General features: G+C 70.3%; 15 protein-coding genes. 9 read left to right on the top strand and 6 right to left on the bottom strand.

Annotated elements, in window-relative coordinates; all coding sequences use genetic code 11:
* Nucleotides 1–11: 11 nt before the first annotated feature.
* Nucleotides 12–644, top strand: coding sequence for a uracil phosphoribosyltransferase (upp, locus tag AB0E90_RS11095; RefSeq protein WP_360402665.1), 633 nt, complete (start codon nucleotides 12–14; stop codon nucleotides 642–644).
* Here the strand turns inward: upp and AB0E90_RS11100 are convergent.
* A complete protein-coding gene (locus tag AB0E90_RS11100; protein ID WP_360402667.1) occupies nucleotides 641–1,129 on the bottom strand; it encodes an 8-oxo-dGTP diphosphatase in 489 nt (162 codons plus the stop codon). The two genes, upp and AB0E90_RS11100, sit on opposite strands and share 4 nt — an antisense overlap.
* Before the next feature lie 105 nt (nucleotides 1,130–1,234).
* On the opposite strand from AB0E90_RS11100, the gene AB0E90_RS11105 reads away from it, so the two are divergent.
* Entirely contained in the window at nucleotides 1,235–1,924 is a 690-nt protein-coding gene (locus tag AB0E90_RS11105; RefSeq protein WP_360402669.1) for a GPP34 family phosphoprotein, read from the top strand.
* On the opposite strand, the gene AB0E90_RS11110 is transcribed toward AB0E90_RS11105, so the two are convergent.
* Together AB0E90_RS11110 and AB0E90_RS11115 are read right to left on the bottom strand one after the other, a co-directional pair.
* Nucleotides 1,921–3,561 carry a phospho-sugar mutase gene (locus tag AB0E90_RS11110; RefSeq protein ID WP_360402671.1) on the bottom strand — a complete coding sequence of 547 codons (1,641 nt, stop codon included), beginning with the start codon at nucleotides 3,559–3,561 and terminating at the stop codon, nucleotides 1,921–1,923. The two genes, AB0E90_RS11105 and AB0E90_RS11110, sit on opposite strands and share 4 nt — an antisense overlap.
* Nucleotides 3,562–3,588: 27 nt before the next feature.
* On the bottom strand, nucleotides 3,589–5,493 hold the full coding sequence (locus AB0E90_RS11115; protein WP_360402673.1) for a serine/threonine-protein kinase: 1,905 nt from the start codon (nucleotides 5,491–5,493) through the stop codon (nucleotides 3,589–3,591).
* Between the two features lie 206 nt (nucleotides 5,494–5,699).
* Here AB0E90_RS11115 and AB0E90_RS11120 point away from each other — a divergent pair, with 206 nt between their 5' ends.
* Nucleotides 5,700–7,265 carry an acyl-CoA mutase large subunit family protein gene (locus AB0E90_RS11120; RefSeq protein WP_360402675.1) on the top strand — a complete coding sequence of 522 codons (1,566 nt, stop codon included), beginning with the start codon at nucleotides 5,700–5,702 and terminating at the stop codon, nucleotides 7,263–7,265.
* Between the two features lie 221 nt (nucleotides 7,266–7,486).
* On the top strand, nucleotides 7,487–8,746 hold the full coding sequence (locus tag AB0E90_RS11125) for an amidohydrolase (protein WP_360402677.1): 1,260 nt from the start codon (nucleotides 7,487–7,489) through the stop codon (nucleotides 8,744–8,746).
* 49 nt (nucleotides 8,747–8,795) lie between these two features.
* Here AB0E90_RS11125 and AB0E90_RS11130 read toward each other — a convergent pair whose 3' ends face one another.
* A complete protein-coding gene (locus AB0E90_RS11130) occupies nucleotides 8,796–9,782 on the bottom strand; it encodes a DUF4349 domain-containing protein (protein ID WP_360402679.1) in 987 nt (328 codons plus the stop codon).
* Between the two features lie 109 nt (nucleotides 9,783–9,891).
* Here AB0E90_RS11130 and AB0E90_RS11135 point away from each other — a divergent pair, with 109 nt between their 5' ends.
* From AB0E90_RS11135 to AB0E90_RS11150, 4 genes are all read left to right on the top strand, one after another.
* Nucleotides 9,892–10,524 (top strand): MBL fold metallo-hydrolase, encoded by a 633-nt coding sequence (locus AB0E90_RS11135; RefSeq protein ID WP_360402681.1) that lies wholly within the window; start codon nucleotides 9,892–9,894, stop codon nucleotides 10,522–10,524.
* A 1-nt stretch (nucleotide 10,525) separates the two neighbouring features.
* The gene (locus AB0E90_RS11140) at nucleotides 10,526–11,428 is read left to right on the top strand and encodes a hypothetical protein (RefSeq protein WP_360402683.1); all 903 of its coding nucleotides are present in this window, start codon (nucleotides 10,526–10,528) and stop codon (nucleotides 11,426–11,428) included.
* A gap of 222 nt (nucleotides 11,429–11,650) precedes the next feature.
* The gene (locus AB0E90_RS11145) at nucleotides 11,651–12,232 is read left to right on the top strand and encodes a hypothetical protein (protein ID WP_360402685.1); all 582 of its coding nucleotides are present in this window, start codon (nucleotides 11,651–11,653) and stop codon (nucleotides 12,230–12,232) included.
* Nucleotides 12,233–12,286: 54 nt separating this feature from the next.
* Nucleotides 12,287–13,255, top strand: a complete 969-nt coding sequence (locus AB0E90_RS11150; protein WP_360402687.1) for a GNAT family N-acetyltransferase — start codon at nucleotides 12,287–12,289, stop codon at nucleotides 13,253–13,255.
* A gap of 1 nt (nucleotide 13,256) precedes the next feature.
* On the opposite strand, the gene AB0E90_RS11155 is transcribed toward AB0E90_RS11150, so the two are convergent.
* Nucleotides 13,257–13,718, bottom strand: coding sequence for a gamma-glutamylcyclotransferase (locus tag AB0E90_RS11155; RefSeq protein WP_360402689.1), 462 nt, complete (start codon nucleotides 13,716–13,718; stop codon nucleotides 13,257–13,259).
* 91 nt (nucleotides 13,719–13,809) lie between these two features.
* Here AB0E90_RS11155 and AB0E90_RS11160 point away from each other — a divergent pair, with 91 nt between their 5' ends.
* The gene (locus tag AB0E90_RS11160) at nucleotides 13,810–15,210 is read left to right on the top strand and encodes an NAD(P)H-quinone dehydrogenase (RefSeq protein WP_360402691.1); all 1,401 of its coding nucleotides are present in this window, start codon (nucleotides 13,810–13,812) and stop codon (nucleotides 15,208–15,210) included.
* Here AB0E90_RS11160 and AB0E90_RS11165 read toward each other — a convergent pair.
* On the bottom strand, nucleotides 15,140–15,874 hold the full coding sequence (locus AB0E90_RS11165) for a DedA family protein (RefSeq protein ID WP_360402693.1): 735 nt from the start codon (nucleotides 15,872–15,874) through the stop codon (nucleotides 15,140–15,142). The two genes, AB0E90_RS11160 and AB0E90_RS11165, sit on opposite strands and share 71 nt — an antisense overlap.
* Nucleotides 15,875–16,027 lie beyond the last annotated feature (153 nt).

Genomic DNA, 16,027 nt, shown 5'->3' on the forward strand with positions numbered 1-16,027 from the left:
AGGTTGTCGGCGTGGACGTACTCGTTGTAGATCACCCGCTGGCTCAGACCCGGCTCACCGCAATGCGTAACGCGGAGACCGACTCCGGCGTCTTCCGTGCCTCTCTGCGCGAGCTCACCACGATGGTCGTCTACGAGGCGGCGCGTTCCTTCGCCGTCGAGAAATACCCGATCAGCACGCCGGTGGCGCCCACCGACGGCACCCGGCTGGCCAATCCGCCGCTGATCGTCCCGGTGCTGCGGGCCGGCCTCGGCATGGCCGACTCCGCCCTTGCTCTGCTGCCCGAGTCGTCGATGGGCTTCGTCGGCCTGGCTCGTGACGAGAAGACGTTCGAGCCGCGCGCCTACATGGAGTCGCTGCCCGGCGACCTGTCCGGGCAGCCGGTGCTGGTCCTCGACCCGATGCTGGCCACCGGTGGCTCGCTGCTGCACTGCTGCAAGCTGCTGGTCGACCGGGGCTGCACCGACGTGATCATCTGTTGCGTGCTGGCCGCGCCGGAGGGCATCGCGCGGTTGACGGAGAGCGGCCTGCCGCTGCGCCTGGTGACCGCCTCGATCGACCAGGGGCTGAACGAGAAGGCGTACATCGTGCCCGGCCTCGGCGACGCCGGCGACCGTCAGTTCGGCGGCATGCGGCGGTTCTAGAGCTCGGTGTAGTTCCAGCTGAGCGCCTTGCCGTCGGCGAACGGCATGACCCCGTGGAACGGCCGCGGCGACTCGGCGAAGACCAGTGGCAGGAAGTGCTGGTCCGACTCCCACATCGGGATGTTTCCCGACAAAGCATCCGCGATCGGCATCCAGTGCAGACTGCCTTCGTCGTTCGACGACAGGGGCGTGCCGCTCCACGCCGTGATCCGGAACAGGAAGCCGAACCAGTTGCCGCCGTCCCGGCCGAAGCCCGGCCAGGAGATGGTGCCGGCGAAGTCGAGGGCGTCGCACTCGAGCCCGGCTTCCTCCCGGATCTCCCGGCGCATGCAGGAGGCGACGTCCTCGCCCGGCTCGAGCTTGCCGCCGAGACCGTTGTGGTAGCCGTAGTGGATGTCGTCCGGCCGGGCGTCCCGGCGGATCATCAGGATGTTCTTCCGGTCTTCCGAGAAGACGTAGCCGAGAGTCGCGAGGGTCGCCTGCATGGCAGCGTATTTTGCCTGATCTGAGCGGTTGAGCGACGAGGGGATGGTCTTTCGACCCGACCTGGCGATCGTGGCGCGTGACTCCTGCCACTATCGTTGCGTCCCATGACCTCCATTCCGCTCGCCGAGGAGCTGCTCCTCCTCGCCTATGACGACCGGACCGGCAAGGCGACCGGCTCCCGCATCGGGCTCGACCTCGGCATGGCCGCGGCTGTGCTGGTCGATCTGGCGCTTGCCGGGCGGGTCGCCTACTTCGACGGCTTTCTGAAGGTGACCGACCCGACCCCGATCGGTGACCCCATCGCCGACGCCGTGCTCGCCAAGGTCGCCGAGGACGAGCCGCACACCCCGGCCCAGTGGGTTCAGCGGCTGCGTCACCGCCTCCGCATCCATGTCCTGGAAGACCTGGTGAGCCGGGGCGTGGTGCAGGACGTGGACGAGACCCAGATGGGCGTCATCCACGTGCACCGCTACCCGACCACCGACCACGCCTACGAGACCGAGATCCGTAAGCGTCTCGCCGACGCGCTCATCAGGGACAGCATCTGCACCGAGCGCACCGCCGCGCTGGCCACCCTGCTCTGCGCCTGCCGCATGGAGCCGGCACTGCGGCTGCCGCCCGAGGAAAATGCCCGGGCGCACGAGCGCCTGGAGCAGATCGCCGCGGGCGCCGGCTTCTCCGGTTCCGCCAACCTGGAGGACTCGATCGTTCGCCCGGCGGTCGCCCTGGTGGTCGCCACCCTCGGCAAGGCCATCCAGGCCGCCCTCGGCACCCCCAAGCCCGCCCAGGCCTAAGCCACTCCGAGAGCCGCCGCCGTCTCGTCGCGCAAGGTGCGCAGAGCGGCGGCCGCCCGGGTGCGGGCCGCGGTCACGTCGCCGTCGGCGACCGGTTCCACCACCTCGAGGTACGCCTTGAGCTTCGGCTCGGTGCCCGACGGGCGGATCACCACGCGCACCGCGGCGGTCCGGAACGTCAGCACGTCGTTGTCCGGCATCAGGTCGTTCACCCCGGTCAGCGGCGCGCCGAGCAGCGTGGCCGGGGGGTTCGACCGGGCCCGGCCCATCGCCGCGCCGATCTCGGCCAGGTCGTCGACCCGCACCGACAGTTGGTCGGTGGCGTGCACGCCGAACTCGGCGGCCAGCTCGTCGAGCCGGTCGGCCGGCGTCTTTCCGTCGCGCTTGAGACCGGCGGCCAGCTCGGCCACGGTCAGCGCCGCGGTGATCCCGTCCTTGTCGCGCACCAGCGCCGGCGCCACGCAGTAGCCGAGCGCCTCCTCGTAGCCGAAGGCCAGGTCCTCGGCGGCCCGGACGATCCACTTGAAGCCGGTCAGGGTCTCGGCGTAGGGCACGCCGCGGGCTTCGCAGAGCCGGCCCAGCAGCTGCGACGAGACGATCGTGGTCGCGTACGTGCCGGGCACGCCCCGCCGGATCAGGTGGTCGGCGAGCAGCATGCCCAGCTCGTCCCCGCGCAGCGGCCGCCACCCGTCGCCGGCCGGGATCGCGACGGCGCAGCGGTCCGCGTCCGGGTCGTTGGCGATCGCCAGGTCCGCGCCCGACGAATGAGCCAGCGCGAGCAGATTGTCCATCGCGCCCGGTTCCTCGGGGTTGGGGAACGCGACGGTGGGGAAGTCCGGATCGGGGCTGAACTGGTTGGCGACGAACGCCGGCGCGGCGAACCCGGCCGCGGTGAACGCGCTGATCAGCGTCTCGCCGCCGACCCCGTGCAGCGGGGTGTAGGCGACCACGAGGTCACGCGGACCGTCCGGGTCGAGCACGGCAGCGGCGTTCGACACGTACCCAGCAATGATTTTCTCGTCGAGAACCGTGCCCGGCGCGCCCAGCCGGACCCCGTCGATCGGGCCGACCGCCCGGATGGCCGCCTCGATGCCGGCGTCGGCCGGCGGCACGATCTGCGCGCCGTCCCCGGCCGGACCGCCCAGCTGCTGCCCGAGGTAGACCTTGTAGCCGTTGTCCTGCGGCGGGTTGTGGCTGGCCGTGACCATCACCCCGGCCACCGCGTCGAGCGCGCGCACCGCGTAGGCGAGCACCGGGGTGGGCAGCGTCGACGGCATGAGCAGTGCCTCGCGCCCGGCGCCGGTGGCGACCTGAGCGGTGCGTTCGGCGAAGTCGCGGGAGCCGTGCCGGGCGTCGTACCCGATCACCAGCGGGCCGGTGCCGCCCTGCTCGGCCAGCCAGGCGATCAGCCCGGCCGCCGCCCGCGTGACGACCGCCAGGTTCATGCCGTTCGGGCCGGCGCGCAGCCGCCCGCGCAGCCCGGCCGTGCCGAAGGTGAGCGGGCCGGCGAACCGGTCGCGCAACTCGGCCGCGGTGCCCGGCAGTCCGTCGATCAGCGCACGGAGTTCGTCACGGGCGGCCCGGTCGGGGTCGTCGGCGAGCCATGCTTCAGCGATTGTTCTGAGTTCGTCAGCCACCAGGTGTTGATAGCACGCGGCCGAGGGTCAGGCGTCCTGGAGGGTGTAAGTCTTGATCATCTCATCGAAGATCGGCTTGCTGTCGGTGAACTGCGCCTCGGTCGAGGTCATGAAGAACGAGTACGCCTTGCCGCCGGTCACGACCGCGCCCCACAGGCCGTGCCGGCCGTCGTCGCCGCTGCCGCACTGGTATTCCAGGACCGCGCCGTCCTTGCCGGAGATCGTGGTCTTGTCCAGGCTGACCCGGGTGTACGGCTTCGGGCAGTTCGTCGACTTCGTCTTCAGCGTGTTTTCCGCGACGCCGAGGAACGAGCTGGGCGTGCCCGACGACTTCTCGACCAGGATGCGCACCTTGCGCTTGGCGTCCTTGGGGTCGGCGTAGTCGACGTAGCTGCCGGCGGCCTTGCGGGTCCAGCCCTTCGGCACCTGCACCGTGATGCCGCGGTCGTTGTATTCCTGCGTCTCGATCGCCGGAGCGGCCGGTTCACTGGCCTGCTCCTGCGCCTGCGGCGGCGGGGTCGTGCCGCCGGGCCCGCCGACCAGCGAGAAGATCACGATCAGCAGGATCAGGACGGCGAGACCGCCACCGCCGGCGATCAGCTGCTTGTTGCGCGGCCAGCCCTTGACCGTCTCGACCGCCCGGGCGGTGGTGTCCTTGGCGGTGCCGATCACCTTGTTGAGCTGGGCCTTGCGGGTGGTCACCACGGTGCCGGGCATCGGGTCGTGGGCGGCGCGGGCGCCGTTCCAGGCATCCCGCGGCGGGATCACGCTGGTCGGGTCGGCGCCACGGGCGGACGGCATCACGCCGGTCGGCGCGCCGACCATCTGCGTCTCGTCCGACTCGGGGGCGCGCCGGCGGCCGACGCCGGGGCTGTTGGCCTGCTGAAGATTGGCCAGGTGGTCGGTCAGCGACTGGCCGGGGGCGAGCATGGCCCGCCCGCCGATCTGGCTGGACGGCTGCGGCGGGATCGGCTGCGTCTCGGCCGGCGCGGCCGCCGGCCGCTGAGCCGGAACCACCGAATAGGGGTCGGTCGTCATGTGCGGCGGGGCCTTGCTGGCCAGCGGCCCGGCCAGCTGCTGACGCAGCATCGTCCGGGCGGTCTGCACATCCATCCGCCGGGCCGGGTCTTTCTCCAGCAGACCCAGCAGCACCGGAGCGAGCGAACCCGCCCGCACCGCCGGGGCCGGCGGGTCCTCGACCACGGCGTGCATGGTCTCGATCGGGTCGCCCTTGTCGAACGGCGGCCGGCCCTCGACCGCGGTGAACAGCGTCACACCCAGCGAGAACAGGTCGCTCGGCGGCCCGAAGTCGCTGCCCATGGCCCGCTCGGGGGAGATGAAGTGCGGTGAGCCGAGCACCATGCCGGGGGTGGTCAGCTGAATGTCGGTGGGCATCCGGGCCACGCCGAAGTCGGTCAGCACGCAGCGGCCGTCGGAGCAGATCAGCACGTTGGCCGGCTTGACGTCACGGTGCAGCACGCCGTGCGCGTGCGCCACCTCGAGGGCGCCGAGCAGCGCGATGCCGATCTTGGCGACGACGCGGGGCGAGACCGGCCCGTCCTCGATCACCATGTCGGCGAGGCTGCGCGCGTCGAGCAGCTCCATCACGATCCACGGCCGGCCGTTCTCGTGCACGACGTCGTAGACCTGGACCACGGCGGGGTGTTGCAGCGCGGCCGCGGCCCGGGCCTCGCGCATGGTCCGTTCGTACATCGAGTCGCGGTCGCTGGGCGCCAGGCCCGGCGGCAGCACGACCTCTTTGATCGCCACATCGCGGCGCAGCAGCGTGTCCGCCGCGCGCCAGACCGTGCCCATGCCACCGTGGCCCACCGCGGCACGGAGTGTGTACCGCCCGCCGATGAGCGTGCCCGGGGCTGCGCGTCCGCTGGTGGGAGCCGTATTGCCGCCACTCCACGTCGGAATCTGAGTCACTGAGGATGCCACCGAGGGGGTCTAGGGGGCCGTCGACCAACCCCGCTATCTTGCCTGTCGCGCACCCCTATTTGAAAGTCACGGGGCCGGTGTTTACCGGAAGTCGACCAACCGTGACCAAAAAACCGCACGGAGTTCCGATCTTCGGACGCTGTGTGCAAAACACCTCACGCTTGTGCACTGAACGAAGCCTTAGGATCACGCGTGTGGACGCGGAATCGGGTTTCGAGGTCAAGCCGGTGTACCGGCCGGAGGACGTCCCCCCGGACGCCCCGATCGGCGAGCCGGGTGAATACCCGTACACCCGGGGCGTCTACCCGACCATGTACACGAAACGCCCCTGGACCATGCGGCAATATGCCGGCTTCGGCACCGCGGCCGAGTCCAACGCCCGCTACCACCAACTGCTGAAGGCGGGCACGATGGGCCTGTCGGTGGCGTTCGACCTGCCCACCCAGATGGGTTACGACTCCGACGACGCGATCGCGCACGGCGAGGTCGGCAAGGTCGGGGTGGCGATCGACTCGCTCGACGACATGCGGCAGCTGTTCGCCGGCATCCCGCTCGACCAGGTCTCCACCTCGATGACGATCAATGCGCCGGGGTCGGTCCTGCTGCTGCTCTATCAGCTGGTGGCCGAGGAGCAGGGCGTGCCCGGGGCTGCGCTGCAGGGCACGATCCAGAACGACATTCTCAAGGAATACATCGCCCGCGGGACCTATATTTTCCCGCCGAAACCGTCGCTGCGGCTGGTGGCCGACACATTCGCGTATTGCCGGACCGAGATCCCGAAATGGAACACGATCTCCATCTCCGGCTATCACATGGCCGAGGCCGGCGCCTCGCCCGCGCAGGAGATCGCATTCACTCTGGCCGACGGCATCGAGTACGTCCGGGCCGCGCTCGCCGCCGGTCTGGCCGTCGACGATTTCGCGCCCCGGTTGTCGTTCTTCTTCGTCGCCCGCACCACGCTGCTGGAGGAGATCGCCAAGTTCCGCGCCGCCCGCCGGATGTGGGCCCGGATCATGCGCGACGAGTTCGGCGCGAGAGACCCGAAGTCGCTGATGCTGCGCTTCCACACACAGACCGCGGGCGTGCAGCTGACCGCCCAGCAGCCCGAGGTCAACCTGGTCCGGGTCGCAATCCAGGCGCTCGGCGCGATCGCCGGCGGCACCCAGTCGCTGCACACCAACGCCTACGACGAGGCGATCGCGCTGCCCACCGAGAAGTCGGCCCGGCTGGCCCTGCGCACCCAGCAGGTGCTGGCCTACGAGAGCGGCCTGACCGGCACGGTCGACCCGTTCGCCGGGTCCTATGCGATCGAGGCGATGACCGACGAGGTGGAGCGCGAGGCGACCGCCCTGATCGAGCGGGTCTTCTCGTACGGGTCGGTGGTGGACGCGATCGAGCAGGGCTTCCAGAAGGAGGAGATCGAGACCTCCGCCTACCGGATCGCCAACGAGATCGACGCCGGCGAGCGGGTCGTGGTGGGCGTCAATCGCTTCACCATCGACGATTCCGAGCGTTACGAGCCGCTGCGGGTCGACCCGGCGATCGAGGCCGGTCAGGTCGCCCGGCTGGCAAAACTGCGCGCCGATCGCGATTCGGTCGCGGTCGAGGCCGCCCTCGGGGATTTGGCGAAGGCCGCGCAGGGAACTGAGAACGTTCTACCTTTGATGAAAGACGCATTGCGACTGCGTGCCACTGTTGGCGAGGTATGCCACACGCTGCGTGGCGTGTGGGGGGTCTACCACCCGGTGGAGCGGTTCTGAATAGTCACCTCCCCGACGGTCACCCGTTGTAGGAGGCGAGAAGCACAATGCCTGGCCGGGACGATCCCCGGGGCGGCGAGCGTAGCTTTAATCAGGGCATACGTGACCCTGCGCGATCCATTGCGCACGGAATTGGCGTTGCACAGCGTTACGAATATGGGTTTAAGCTGTCGCGCGTTGCGAAAACCCGACAAACCTTCGAGAGCGATTCGGAAGCCGACGTGACTACTGCTCTGACACGGCCCTCTTCGGGTGTTCAGCAGGAGTGGCCCGGGCCGTTGCCCGGCGCCGAGCCCCTGCCCGGCCAGCTCGACCGCTGGCTCGCCCTGCACGGCACGGAGCTGGTAGCCATTCGTCGACGCATTCACGCTCACCCGGAGCGCTCGTTCCACGAGTTCGAGACGGCCGCCATGATCGCCCGCGAGCTGGCCGTGGCCGGTCTCTCGCCGCGCATGCTGCCCAAGGCCAACGGCGTCGTCTGCGACATCGGCGAGGGTGACCGGGTCATCGCGTTCCGCGCCGACCTCGACGCGCTGCCGCTGGCCGACCTCAAGGACGTGCCGTACAAGTCGACCGTCGACGGGGTGGCCCACGCCTGCGGGCACGACGTGCACACCACCGTGCTGCTCGGCCTCGGCCTGGCCCTCGCGCAGCTGGCCGAGCGGGGCGAACTGCCCGGCCGGGTCCGGCTGATCTTCCAGCCCGGCGAGGAGGCGATCCCGTCCGGCGCGCCGCAGGTCATCGCGGCCGGGGCGCTCAAGGACGTGTCCGCGATCTACGCGCTGCACTGCTACCCGCAGTTGCCGGCCGGCCTGGTCGGGGTCCGCTCCGGCCCGTTCACGGCCGCGGCCGACACGGTCAGCGTCAAGCTGACCGGCCCCGGCGGGCACACCGCCCGGCCGCACCTGACCGCCGACCTGGTGCACGCGCTGGGCCGGGTCATCGTGGACGTGCCGGCGCTGCTCGAGCGCCGGATCGACCCGCGCGCCGGGGTCTCGATGGTCTGGGGCTCGGTGCACGCGGGCAAGGCGTTCAACGCGATCCCCAGCGTCGGCGAGGCCTCCGGCACGGTGCGCATCCTCAACCGGGAGGCGTGGCGTGCGGCGCCGGAGCTGATCACCAAGCTGATCAAGGACGTGGTCGCGCCGACCGGCGCCGAGGTCGAGGTCACCTACCAGCGGGGTGTCCCGCCGGTGATCAACGACCGGATGGCGGCGGCGGTCATTGCCGGGGCGGCCGGCGCCGCGCTCGGCGCCGACCGGGTGGTCGAGGCCGAGATCAGCATGGGCGGCGAGGACTTCGCGTTCTATCTCGACCACGTGCCGGGCGCGATGATCCGGCTGGGCACCGGGGTGCCCGGCTCGGACGAGCGGCACGACCTGCACCAGGGTGACTTCGACGTGGACGAGAGCTGCATCGACCACGGCCTGCGGGTGTTCGTGCACACCGCGCTGGCGGCGCTGTCGACCGGCGCCTTCTGATCCGTTCGAGAACGCCCCGGCCACGACGTGGCCGGGGCGTTCCGCATTCTCAGTCCGTCGGCTTCTCGTCGGCGGCAGGTGAAGCGGGCGGGTGCGCCGGCAGCGGACCGCCGCCGGCCGGCACAAACGCCGGCTGCGGTGCCCGGTTGCGCTGCCAGCGCTTGTACGACCACCAGATCGCCCACACCGGTAGGCCGATCGCGATGATCCACGGCAGCAGCGCGCCCAGCACGGTCAGCAGCACCTTGAGCGAGGCCAGCAGCGCGTGCCACCCGGACGACAGGCCACCGATGAAGCCGGCCGGATCGTCGTCCTTCGGCTTCGGCCCCGGCGACTCGGGCCCGAGGAACGTCACGGTGATCGTGGACAGCGCGGTGAGATCGGCCAGCCGCCGCTTCTTGGCCTGCAACGACGCCAGGTCGGACTCCCGCGTGGCCACCTCCTTCTCGAGCATGACCAGGTCGTCGAGCGACTTGGCCTGGCCGAGCAGCTTGCGGCCGCTGGCCACCCGGGCGTCCTGCACCGCGATCCGGGCGTCCAGGTCGACGGTCTGCTCGGTGACGTCCTCGGTGTTGATCTCGCGGGACTCCTCGGTGCCCAGCTTGGACAGCCCGTCGACGGTGGTGGCGAACTTCTCGGCCGGCACCCGGAGGGTGAGCGTGGCGGTGCCCGAGCCGGTGTTGCTGCTGTTGCGGTTGTCGCCGCCGACGAAACCGCCGGCGGTCTGGGCGATGCCGGTGGACAACCCGGCTGCGGCGTTGATGTCCTTCACCCGCACCGCGATGGAGCCGCGATAGATGATCGATCGCTGGTCGACGCCGAGATCCGGCGCCTGAGCCGGAGTGTCCTTGCCCTGGGCCGGATCGGCCGCCTGGGCCTCGACCTGGGCGGGAGCGGCGGCCACTTTCTCGCCGCCGCCGTCGGCGGACATCCCGGCCGAACTGGCGGAGTCGTTCGAACTGTCGGCCCCGCAACCCGACAAAATGATTCCCGCGGCCAATGCCGTGGTAATGAGCAGAGCTGGTCGTGCACGCATGTCTTCTCCGATCCCCGTTGGAGGCGTGCCACCTGGGACGTGCGCACGCACATCCCGGTTCCGGCAGACTGCGTGTTGGGCGATTACGAATCGGCAGCGGAGGGGTCCCGTGCGCATCACGAAGTACACGCATTCCTGTCTGCGGATCGACGGCGGCGGAGTGCTGGTGGTCGATCCGGGCGAATTCAGCGAGCGGTCCGCGCTCGACGGCGCCGACGCGGTGCTGATCACCCACGAGCACATGGACCATCTGGATCTGGCGGCGATCGCCGACACCGCGGCGCGCAATCCGGCTCTGCGGGTCTTCGCGCACGCCGACGTGCTGCCCAAGCTCGCCGCCTTCGGCGACATCGCCACCGCGGTGGCCCCGGGAGAGGAATTCGAGGCGGCCGGTTATCGCGTACGGGCGTACGGCGGCCAGCACGCGGTGATTCATCCGGAGATCCCGCGGATCGCGAACCTGGGTTATCTGATCGCCGACGACGAGACGAACCTCTACACACCGGGCGACTCGTTCACCGTTCCGGAGGACACGGTCGTGGACACGCTCTTCGTTCCGTTGAATGCTCCCTGGATGAAGCTCATGGAATCGATCGACTTCGCCCGGGCGGTGAAGCCCGGCCGCGCCTTCGCGCTGCACGACTCACTGCTGACCGAGACCGGCGCGAAGATCTCCGACGGTCACCTGGCCCGGTTCTCCGGCACCAAATACGCGCACGTGGCGCCCGGGACCACGATCTGACGTGCCGAGCGTGACCGACGAACTGATCCAGCGGCTGTACGAAGAACCGCCGGACGGCTTCGTGGCGGCCCGCACCGCCGCGATCAACGAGGCCAAGGAGTCCGGCGACCGCGATGCGGCCAAGCGCCTGGCCGCCCTCAAGAAGCCGACCGTGGCCGCCTGGGTGGTCAACCTGCTGGCGCTGCGCCGCCCGGAGCTCATCGACGACCTGGTCGAGCTGTCCGCGGAGCTGCGCGAGGCGCAGCGCGGCCTCAAGGGCGACCAACTGCGGGAGTTGACCGCGCAACGGCGGCAGGTGGTGGCGGCGCTGGTCGATGCCGCCCGCCGGCTGGCGATGGAAGCCTCCGGGCCCGGGGCGAAGCTGCCGCTCGGCGAGGTGGAGGCGACGCTGACCGCGGCGCTGGCCGAGCCGACGGTCGCGGCCCAGGTGCGGACCGGCCGGCTGATCCGGGCCGCGTCCTACGCGGGTTTCGGCGAGGTGCCGCGGCCGCGGTTGCGGCTGGTGACCGATGAGGACGAATCCGCCGAAGGATCCGAAGGCCCGGACGACGCCGAGGTCGTCGACTTTCCGCAGCAGTCGGCGCGGGACGAGCGCCGTCGCCGTGAGTTCGAGCAGAAGCGCCGGGAGCTGCGCCGCGAGCTGGGCACCGCGCAGGCCGACGAGAAGCGCGCGGACGAGCGACTGGAGAAATCCGAGGCGGCCGAGCGGGATGCCGAGCACCTGGTCGAGGACCTCGACGCGGAGCTGGCCGAGCTGGAGCGGCGCCGCACCGAGGCACAGGCCGATGTGGCCCGGCGCAAGCAGGGCAGGCGTGCGGCTGAACGGGAAACCGCCGTAGCCCGGCGCCGCGTCGGCGACGTACAGGCTGCGCTTGAAGATCTTGAATCGGACGAGCCGGATTAATCCGGCTTGCGTGACCAGACAGGAGGAATATTTTCCAGATCGGGCGCGGGAGAGCACAATCGGCGCGTGACCCCCGAACAGGCTGCCGCCAACGCCAAAACGGGACTCGCAACGATCGTGGGCGCCTTTGCCGAGTCGCCACAGACGCTTCGCCGCGCGCGTCTGCTGGGCTTATCGGGTTGGGCTTATCACGTGTCCGCGAGGGCCGGTGCGCTCGGCGAAGTGAGACCCGAGACGGTGGCCGCGGCCATCGGCTTCATCGCCCCCGAGGCCGTCATCGACGGCTGGGAGGCGACCGCCAAGACGTCGGCGCCGATGGAAGTGGCCAACTGGCATCTGCATGAGCTGTGCAAGTGGGGCATCGAGCAGATCGGCGGCTTCCCCCGCATCGCCCGGCTGCTGGAGCTGGCCGGCCGGGTGGTGGACGCGGTCGAGCACGCCGGGCTGCCGTTGTTCGCTGCGTGGCGGGCCATGCCGGTGCCCGACCAGGCGCCGGGCGCCCGGGCCGCGGTGGCCCTGCACCTGTTGCACGAGCACCGGCTCGGGGTGCACCTGGTCGCGGTGCGGGCCAGCGGGCTCAGCCCGTTGCAGGCCATCATCGCGGGGCCGGAGGGGGAGACCGGCGCGGTCGCGTTCGGCTGGCAGCCGCCCTATCCGCCGGCCGGGCCGTTCGTGCGGCGGCTGCTGTGGGCCGACTCGGTCGGTGACGCGCTGGCCGGTCAGGCGTACCTGGCGCTCGACATCGGCGAGCGGATCGAGTTCGTCGGGCTGCTCGAGTCGCTGAGCCAGCGACTGGCGAGATGAGGACCGGATAGAAATCGGTCGACGGCGGTGGGTTCCGCCGTCATCATGCTGGCCATGACCACGCTGCCCGAGGGCTGGAGCACCCGCCGGCCGAAGCTCGACGACGCCGCCGAGATCCTGGCCCTGGTGCACGCGTGCGACATGGCGTCGATCGGCGAGCCCGATTACACCCTCGACGAGGTGCGCGAGATGCTCACCGAGCCGAACACGGACATGGCCCGTGACTGCTGGCTCGCGCTCGACGACGAGGGCCGCATCGTCGGCTGGGCCTACCCGCGCAACGCCAACGGCGGCAGCCGCGACTTCGCCGACGTCTACACCTGGCCGGAGCGCGGCACGCCGGCCCTGCGCCCGCTGCTCGCCCTGCTCATGGGGCGGATGTCCGAGCGGGCGGCCCGGTTCGGCCACGACCCGTACGAGGTGCGCGCCGGCGCCATCCCCACCGAGCAGGACCTCATCGACGCGCTGACCGAGGCCGGTTTCGTCTTCCTCAAGCAGCACGCGCGCATGCAGATGTCGCTCGACGGGGTGCCGCTGACCGCTCCCGAGCCGCCGCCCGGCGTGACCGTGCGCGAGGTGCGCGGCGACGACGAGGACGACATGCGGGCAGTCCACTCGGTGATCTTCCAGGCGTTCGCCGACACCGACCACACCAGCAACGACTACGACTCGTGGCGCACGCAACTGAGCAACGAGAAGTCGCTCTCGTTCGACGAGTGGTTCGCGGCCGAGGCCGACGGGCGGGTCGTCGGGGCGCTCCAGTCGTCCGATGCCGGTCTCGACGACAACGAGGGCTGGGTGAAACGGCTGGGGGTGCTCCGTCCGTACCGTAAGCGGGGTGTGGGTGAGGCCTTGTTGCGCCGGGCCTTCGCGGTCTATGCCGGCAAGGGCCGCACGAAGGCCGGTCTCGGTGTTGATCTTGCCAACCCGACCCAGGCCGCGAGGTTGTACTACGCGGTCGGCATGACCCCGCAGTACCGGGCGAACGTCTACCGCACCTACGTGCCGGCTCGCGCCCGCTGACTCAGACCTCCGGCGGGGCCGTGGCGCTCGGGCGGTTTCGCAGATCCCCGACGTAATCGTCCGGCGCGCCGGCCTTCTCGGCGGCATTGGCGATCTCGGAGATGTACCACGCGGTCGGCAGGCCGCCCTCGTAACCGTCGTAGACGTAGACCCACGCGCTGAACTCGCCCTCGAGCGTGGAAACACGCACGGTCAGCTTCTGGTACGCCCCCGCGGTCACTCCCTCGACCTCGTCGAGCTGCGCCGCGTCCCACGGGTGCACGTCGTAGAGCGACACGAAGACGCGGTCGCCGTCGGACTCGACGATCGTCGTGACCGCGCCTTCTCCGCCCATTTCCCCCTCACCGGCAAAGGTCAGGCGCCAGCCTTCTATCCACCCCACGCCCACCATGGGCGAGTGCGGACAGTAGGCCCGCATGCGGGCCGGGTCCAGGTTTGAGCCATACGCGGCGTAATGACGCACGGCGACGACGATAGCCGTATCGAGCGGTGGTGGAGAATACAGGGAGTGCGTGTCGGCACAAGAACCACTTAGAGCATGGAGGCGGAGCGTAGTGAGCCGGATCGTAATCATCGGTGGGGGACCGGGCGGCTATGAGGCAGCCCTGGTCGCCGCGCAGCTCGGCGCGGAGGTCACCCTCGTCGAAGCGGAAGGGCCCGGCGGCGCCTGCGTGCTCACCGACTGTGTGCCGTCCAAGACCTTTATCGCCAGCTCCGAGGTGATGACCGCTTATCGCAACAACGATCGGTTCGGCATCCGCTCGGCCGGCCTCGAGGGCGTCACCGTCGATGCGGTGGCGGTCAACGAGCGGGTCAAGAAGCTGGCGCTGGCGCAGTCCGGCGACATCCAGGCCAAGCTGGTCAAGGCCGGCGTCGACGTGATCCACGGCCGGGCGCTGCTCGGCGAGGACACCCTCGGTCACACCCATCAGGTGCTGGTGATTCCTGAGGGCGGCGAGATGTATTCGATCGAGGCGTCGACCGTGCTTCTCGCCACCGGGGCGACCCCGCGGGTGCTGGCCACCGCGAAGCCGGACGGCGTGCGCGTGCTCGACTGGCGTCAGGTCTACGACCTCACCGAGCTGCCCGAGCACCTGATCGTGGTGGGCTCCGGTGTGACCGGCGCCGAGTTCGCCAGCGCCTATCTGGCGATGGGCTCGAAGGTGACGCTGGTCTCCAGCCGCGAGCGGGTCATGCCGCACGAGGACGCCGACGCCGCGATGGCGATCGAGCGGGTCTTCCGCGAGCGCGGCATGACGATCCTCAACCAGTCCCGGGCCGACTCGGTGGTCAACACCGGCGACGGCGTGCTGGTCACGCTCTCCGACGGCCGCACCGTGGAGGGCTCGCACGCCCTGATGGCGGTCGGCGCGATCCCCAACACGGCCCAGCTGGGCCTGCGGGAGTACGGCGTGGACGTCGGCGACGGCGGCTACCTCACGGTCGACCGGGTGTCGCGCACCAACGTGCCCGGCATCTACGGCGCCGGCGACTGCACCGGCGTGCTGCCGCTGGCCAGCGTGGCCGCCATGCAGGGCCGGATCGCGATCTGGCACGCGATGGGTGAGGCGGTGGCGCCGCTGCGGTTGCGCACCGTCTCGGCGAACGTCTTCACCGACCCCGAGCTGGCCACCGTCGGCGTCTCGCAGAACGAGGTGGACTCCGGCCGGACCCCGGCGCGGCAGGTCATGCTGCCGCTGACCGGCAACGCCCGGGCCAAGATGTCCGATCTGCGGGACGGTTTCGTGAAGCTGTTCTGCCGGCCGGCCACCGGTCAGGTCATCGGCGGCGTGGTGGTGGCGCCGAAGGCGAGCGAGCTGATCCTGCCGATAACGATGGCGATCGAGAACAACCTGACGGTGGACCAGTTGGCCCACACGATCACTATCTACCCGTCGTTGTCGGGCTCGATTGCCGAGGCGGCACGCCAGTTGATGCAGCACGAGCTTCAGTGACGTCGTCGGCACCGGCCTGTTTGGCTTCCTCGGCCTCTTTCCGGCCCCCGAAAAGAGCCAGGATCCAGCCGGCCGTGCCGAAGACGACGGCGGCCGTGGCGGCAATCGCGAACAGCCGCCAGGCCGACTGGGTGATCGCGGTGCCGCCGATGTGACCGACCAGGCCGCCGTAACCGGCCCAGCACAGCGCGGCCAGGCCGTCGTAGAGCACAAAGAGCTTGATCGGGTAACCGGTGCGGCCGGCGTGGAAGCCGGCCGCCATCCGCCCGCCCGGCACGAACCGGCACAGCAGCAGCACCAGCGGCCCCGGCCGGCGCAGCCCACGGGTGAAGCGGGCGGCGGCCTTGCGCGTCTTGGACTGCGCGCGCGGGGTGTCGTCGTGCCGGGGGGAGTAGCGGGCGCGAAGCCGGGCGAGCCGGCCGCGGCCGACGTGACCGGTGGTGCGGCCGAGCAGGAAGGCGATCGAGTCGCCGGTGAACATGCCGAGCGCGCCGATCGCGATCACCGGGGCGAGGTCGAGGTTGCCGTAGACGGTGAGCGCGCCGGTGGTGATCATGATCGCCTGGATCGGCACCACCGGAACCACGGCGTCGACCGTCAGGAAGCCGAACAGCGCCAGATAGGCCCACACCGGGGTGGCCATCATGGTCAGCAGTTCGGTCATCGGTTCGGCCACCTCACGGCATCAGGGCTTGCCACATTGTCGATGGGCGTACCTGAGAATGCGCTGTGCTCCAGCATGCGCCCTGATCAGGGCCCCGGGACGGTGATACCTGACACGGTATTGTCGCCGCACGCGATACGATCCGGAGTCGGT

Origin of the sequence: Actinoplanes sp. NPDC026619, from assembly GCF_040638295.1 — a bacterium.
Classification (GTDB): Bacteria; Actinomycetota; Actinomycetes; order Mycobacteriales; family Micromonosporaceae; genus Actinoplanes.

What these genes read in the sequence shown, in the direction of transcription:
- AB0E90_RS11100 (WP_360402667.1), bottom strand. Translation starts at nt 1,129, where the DNA reads ATGCAGGCGACCCTCGCGACTCTCGGCTACGTCTTCTCGGAAGACCGG.
- AB0E90_RS11105 (WP_360402669.1), top strand. Translation starts at nt 1,235, where the DNA reads ATGACCTCCATTCCGCTCGCCGAGGAGCTGCTCCTCCTCGCCTATGAC.
- AB0E90_RS11130 (WP_360402679.1), bottom strand. Translation starts at nt 9,782, where the DNA reads ATGCGTGCACGACCAGCTCTGCTCATTACCACGGCATTGGCCGCGGGA.
- AB0E90_RS11150 (WP_360402687.1), top strand. Translation starts at nt 12,287, where the DNA reads ATGACCACGCTGCCCGAGGGCTGGAGCACCCGCCGGCCGAAGCTCGAC.
- AB0E90_RS11165 (WP_360402693.1), bottom strand. Translation starts at nt 15,874, where the DNA reads ATGACCGAACTGCTGACCATGATGGCCACCCCGGTGTGGGCCTATCTG.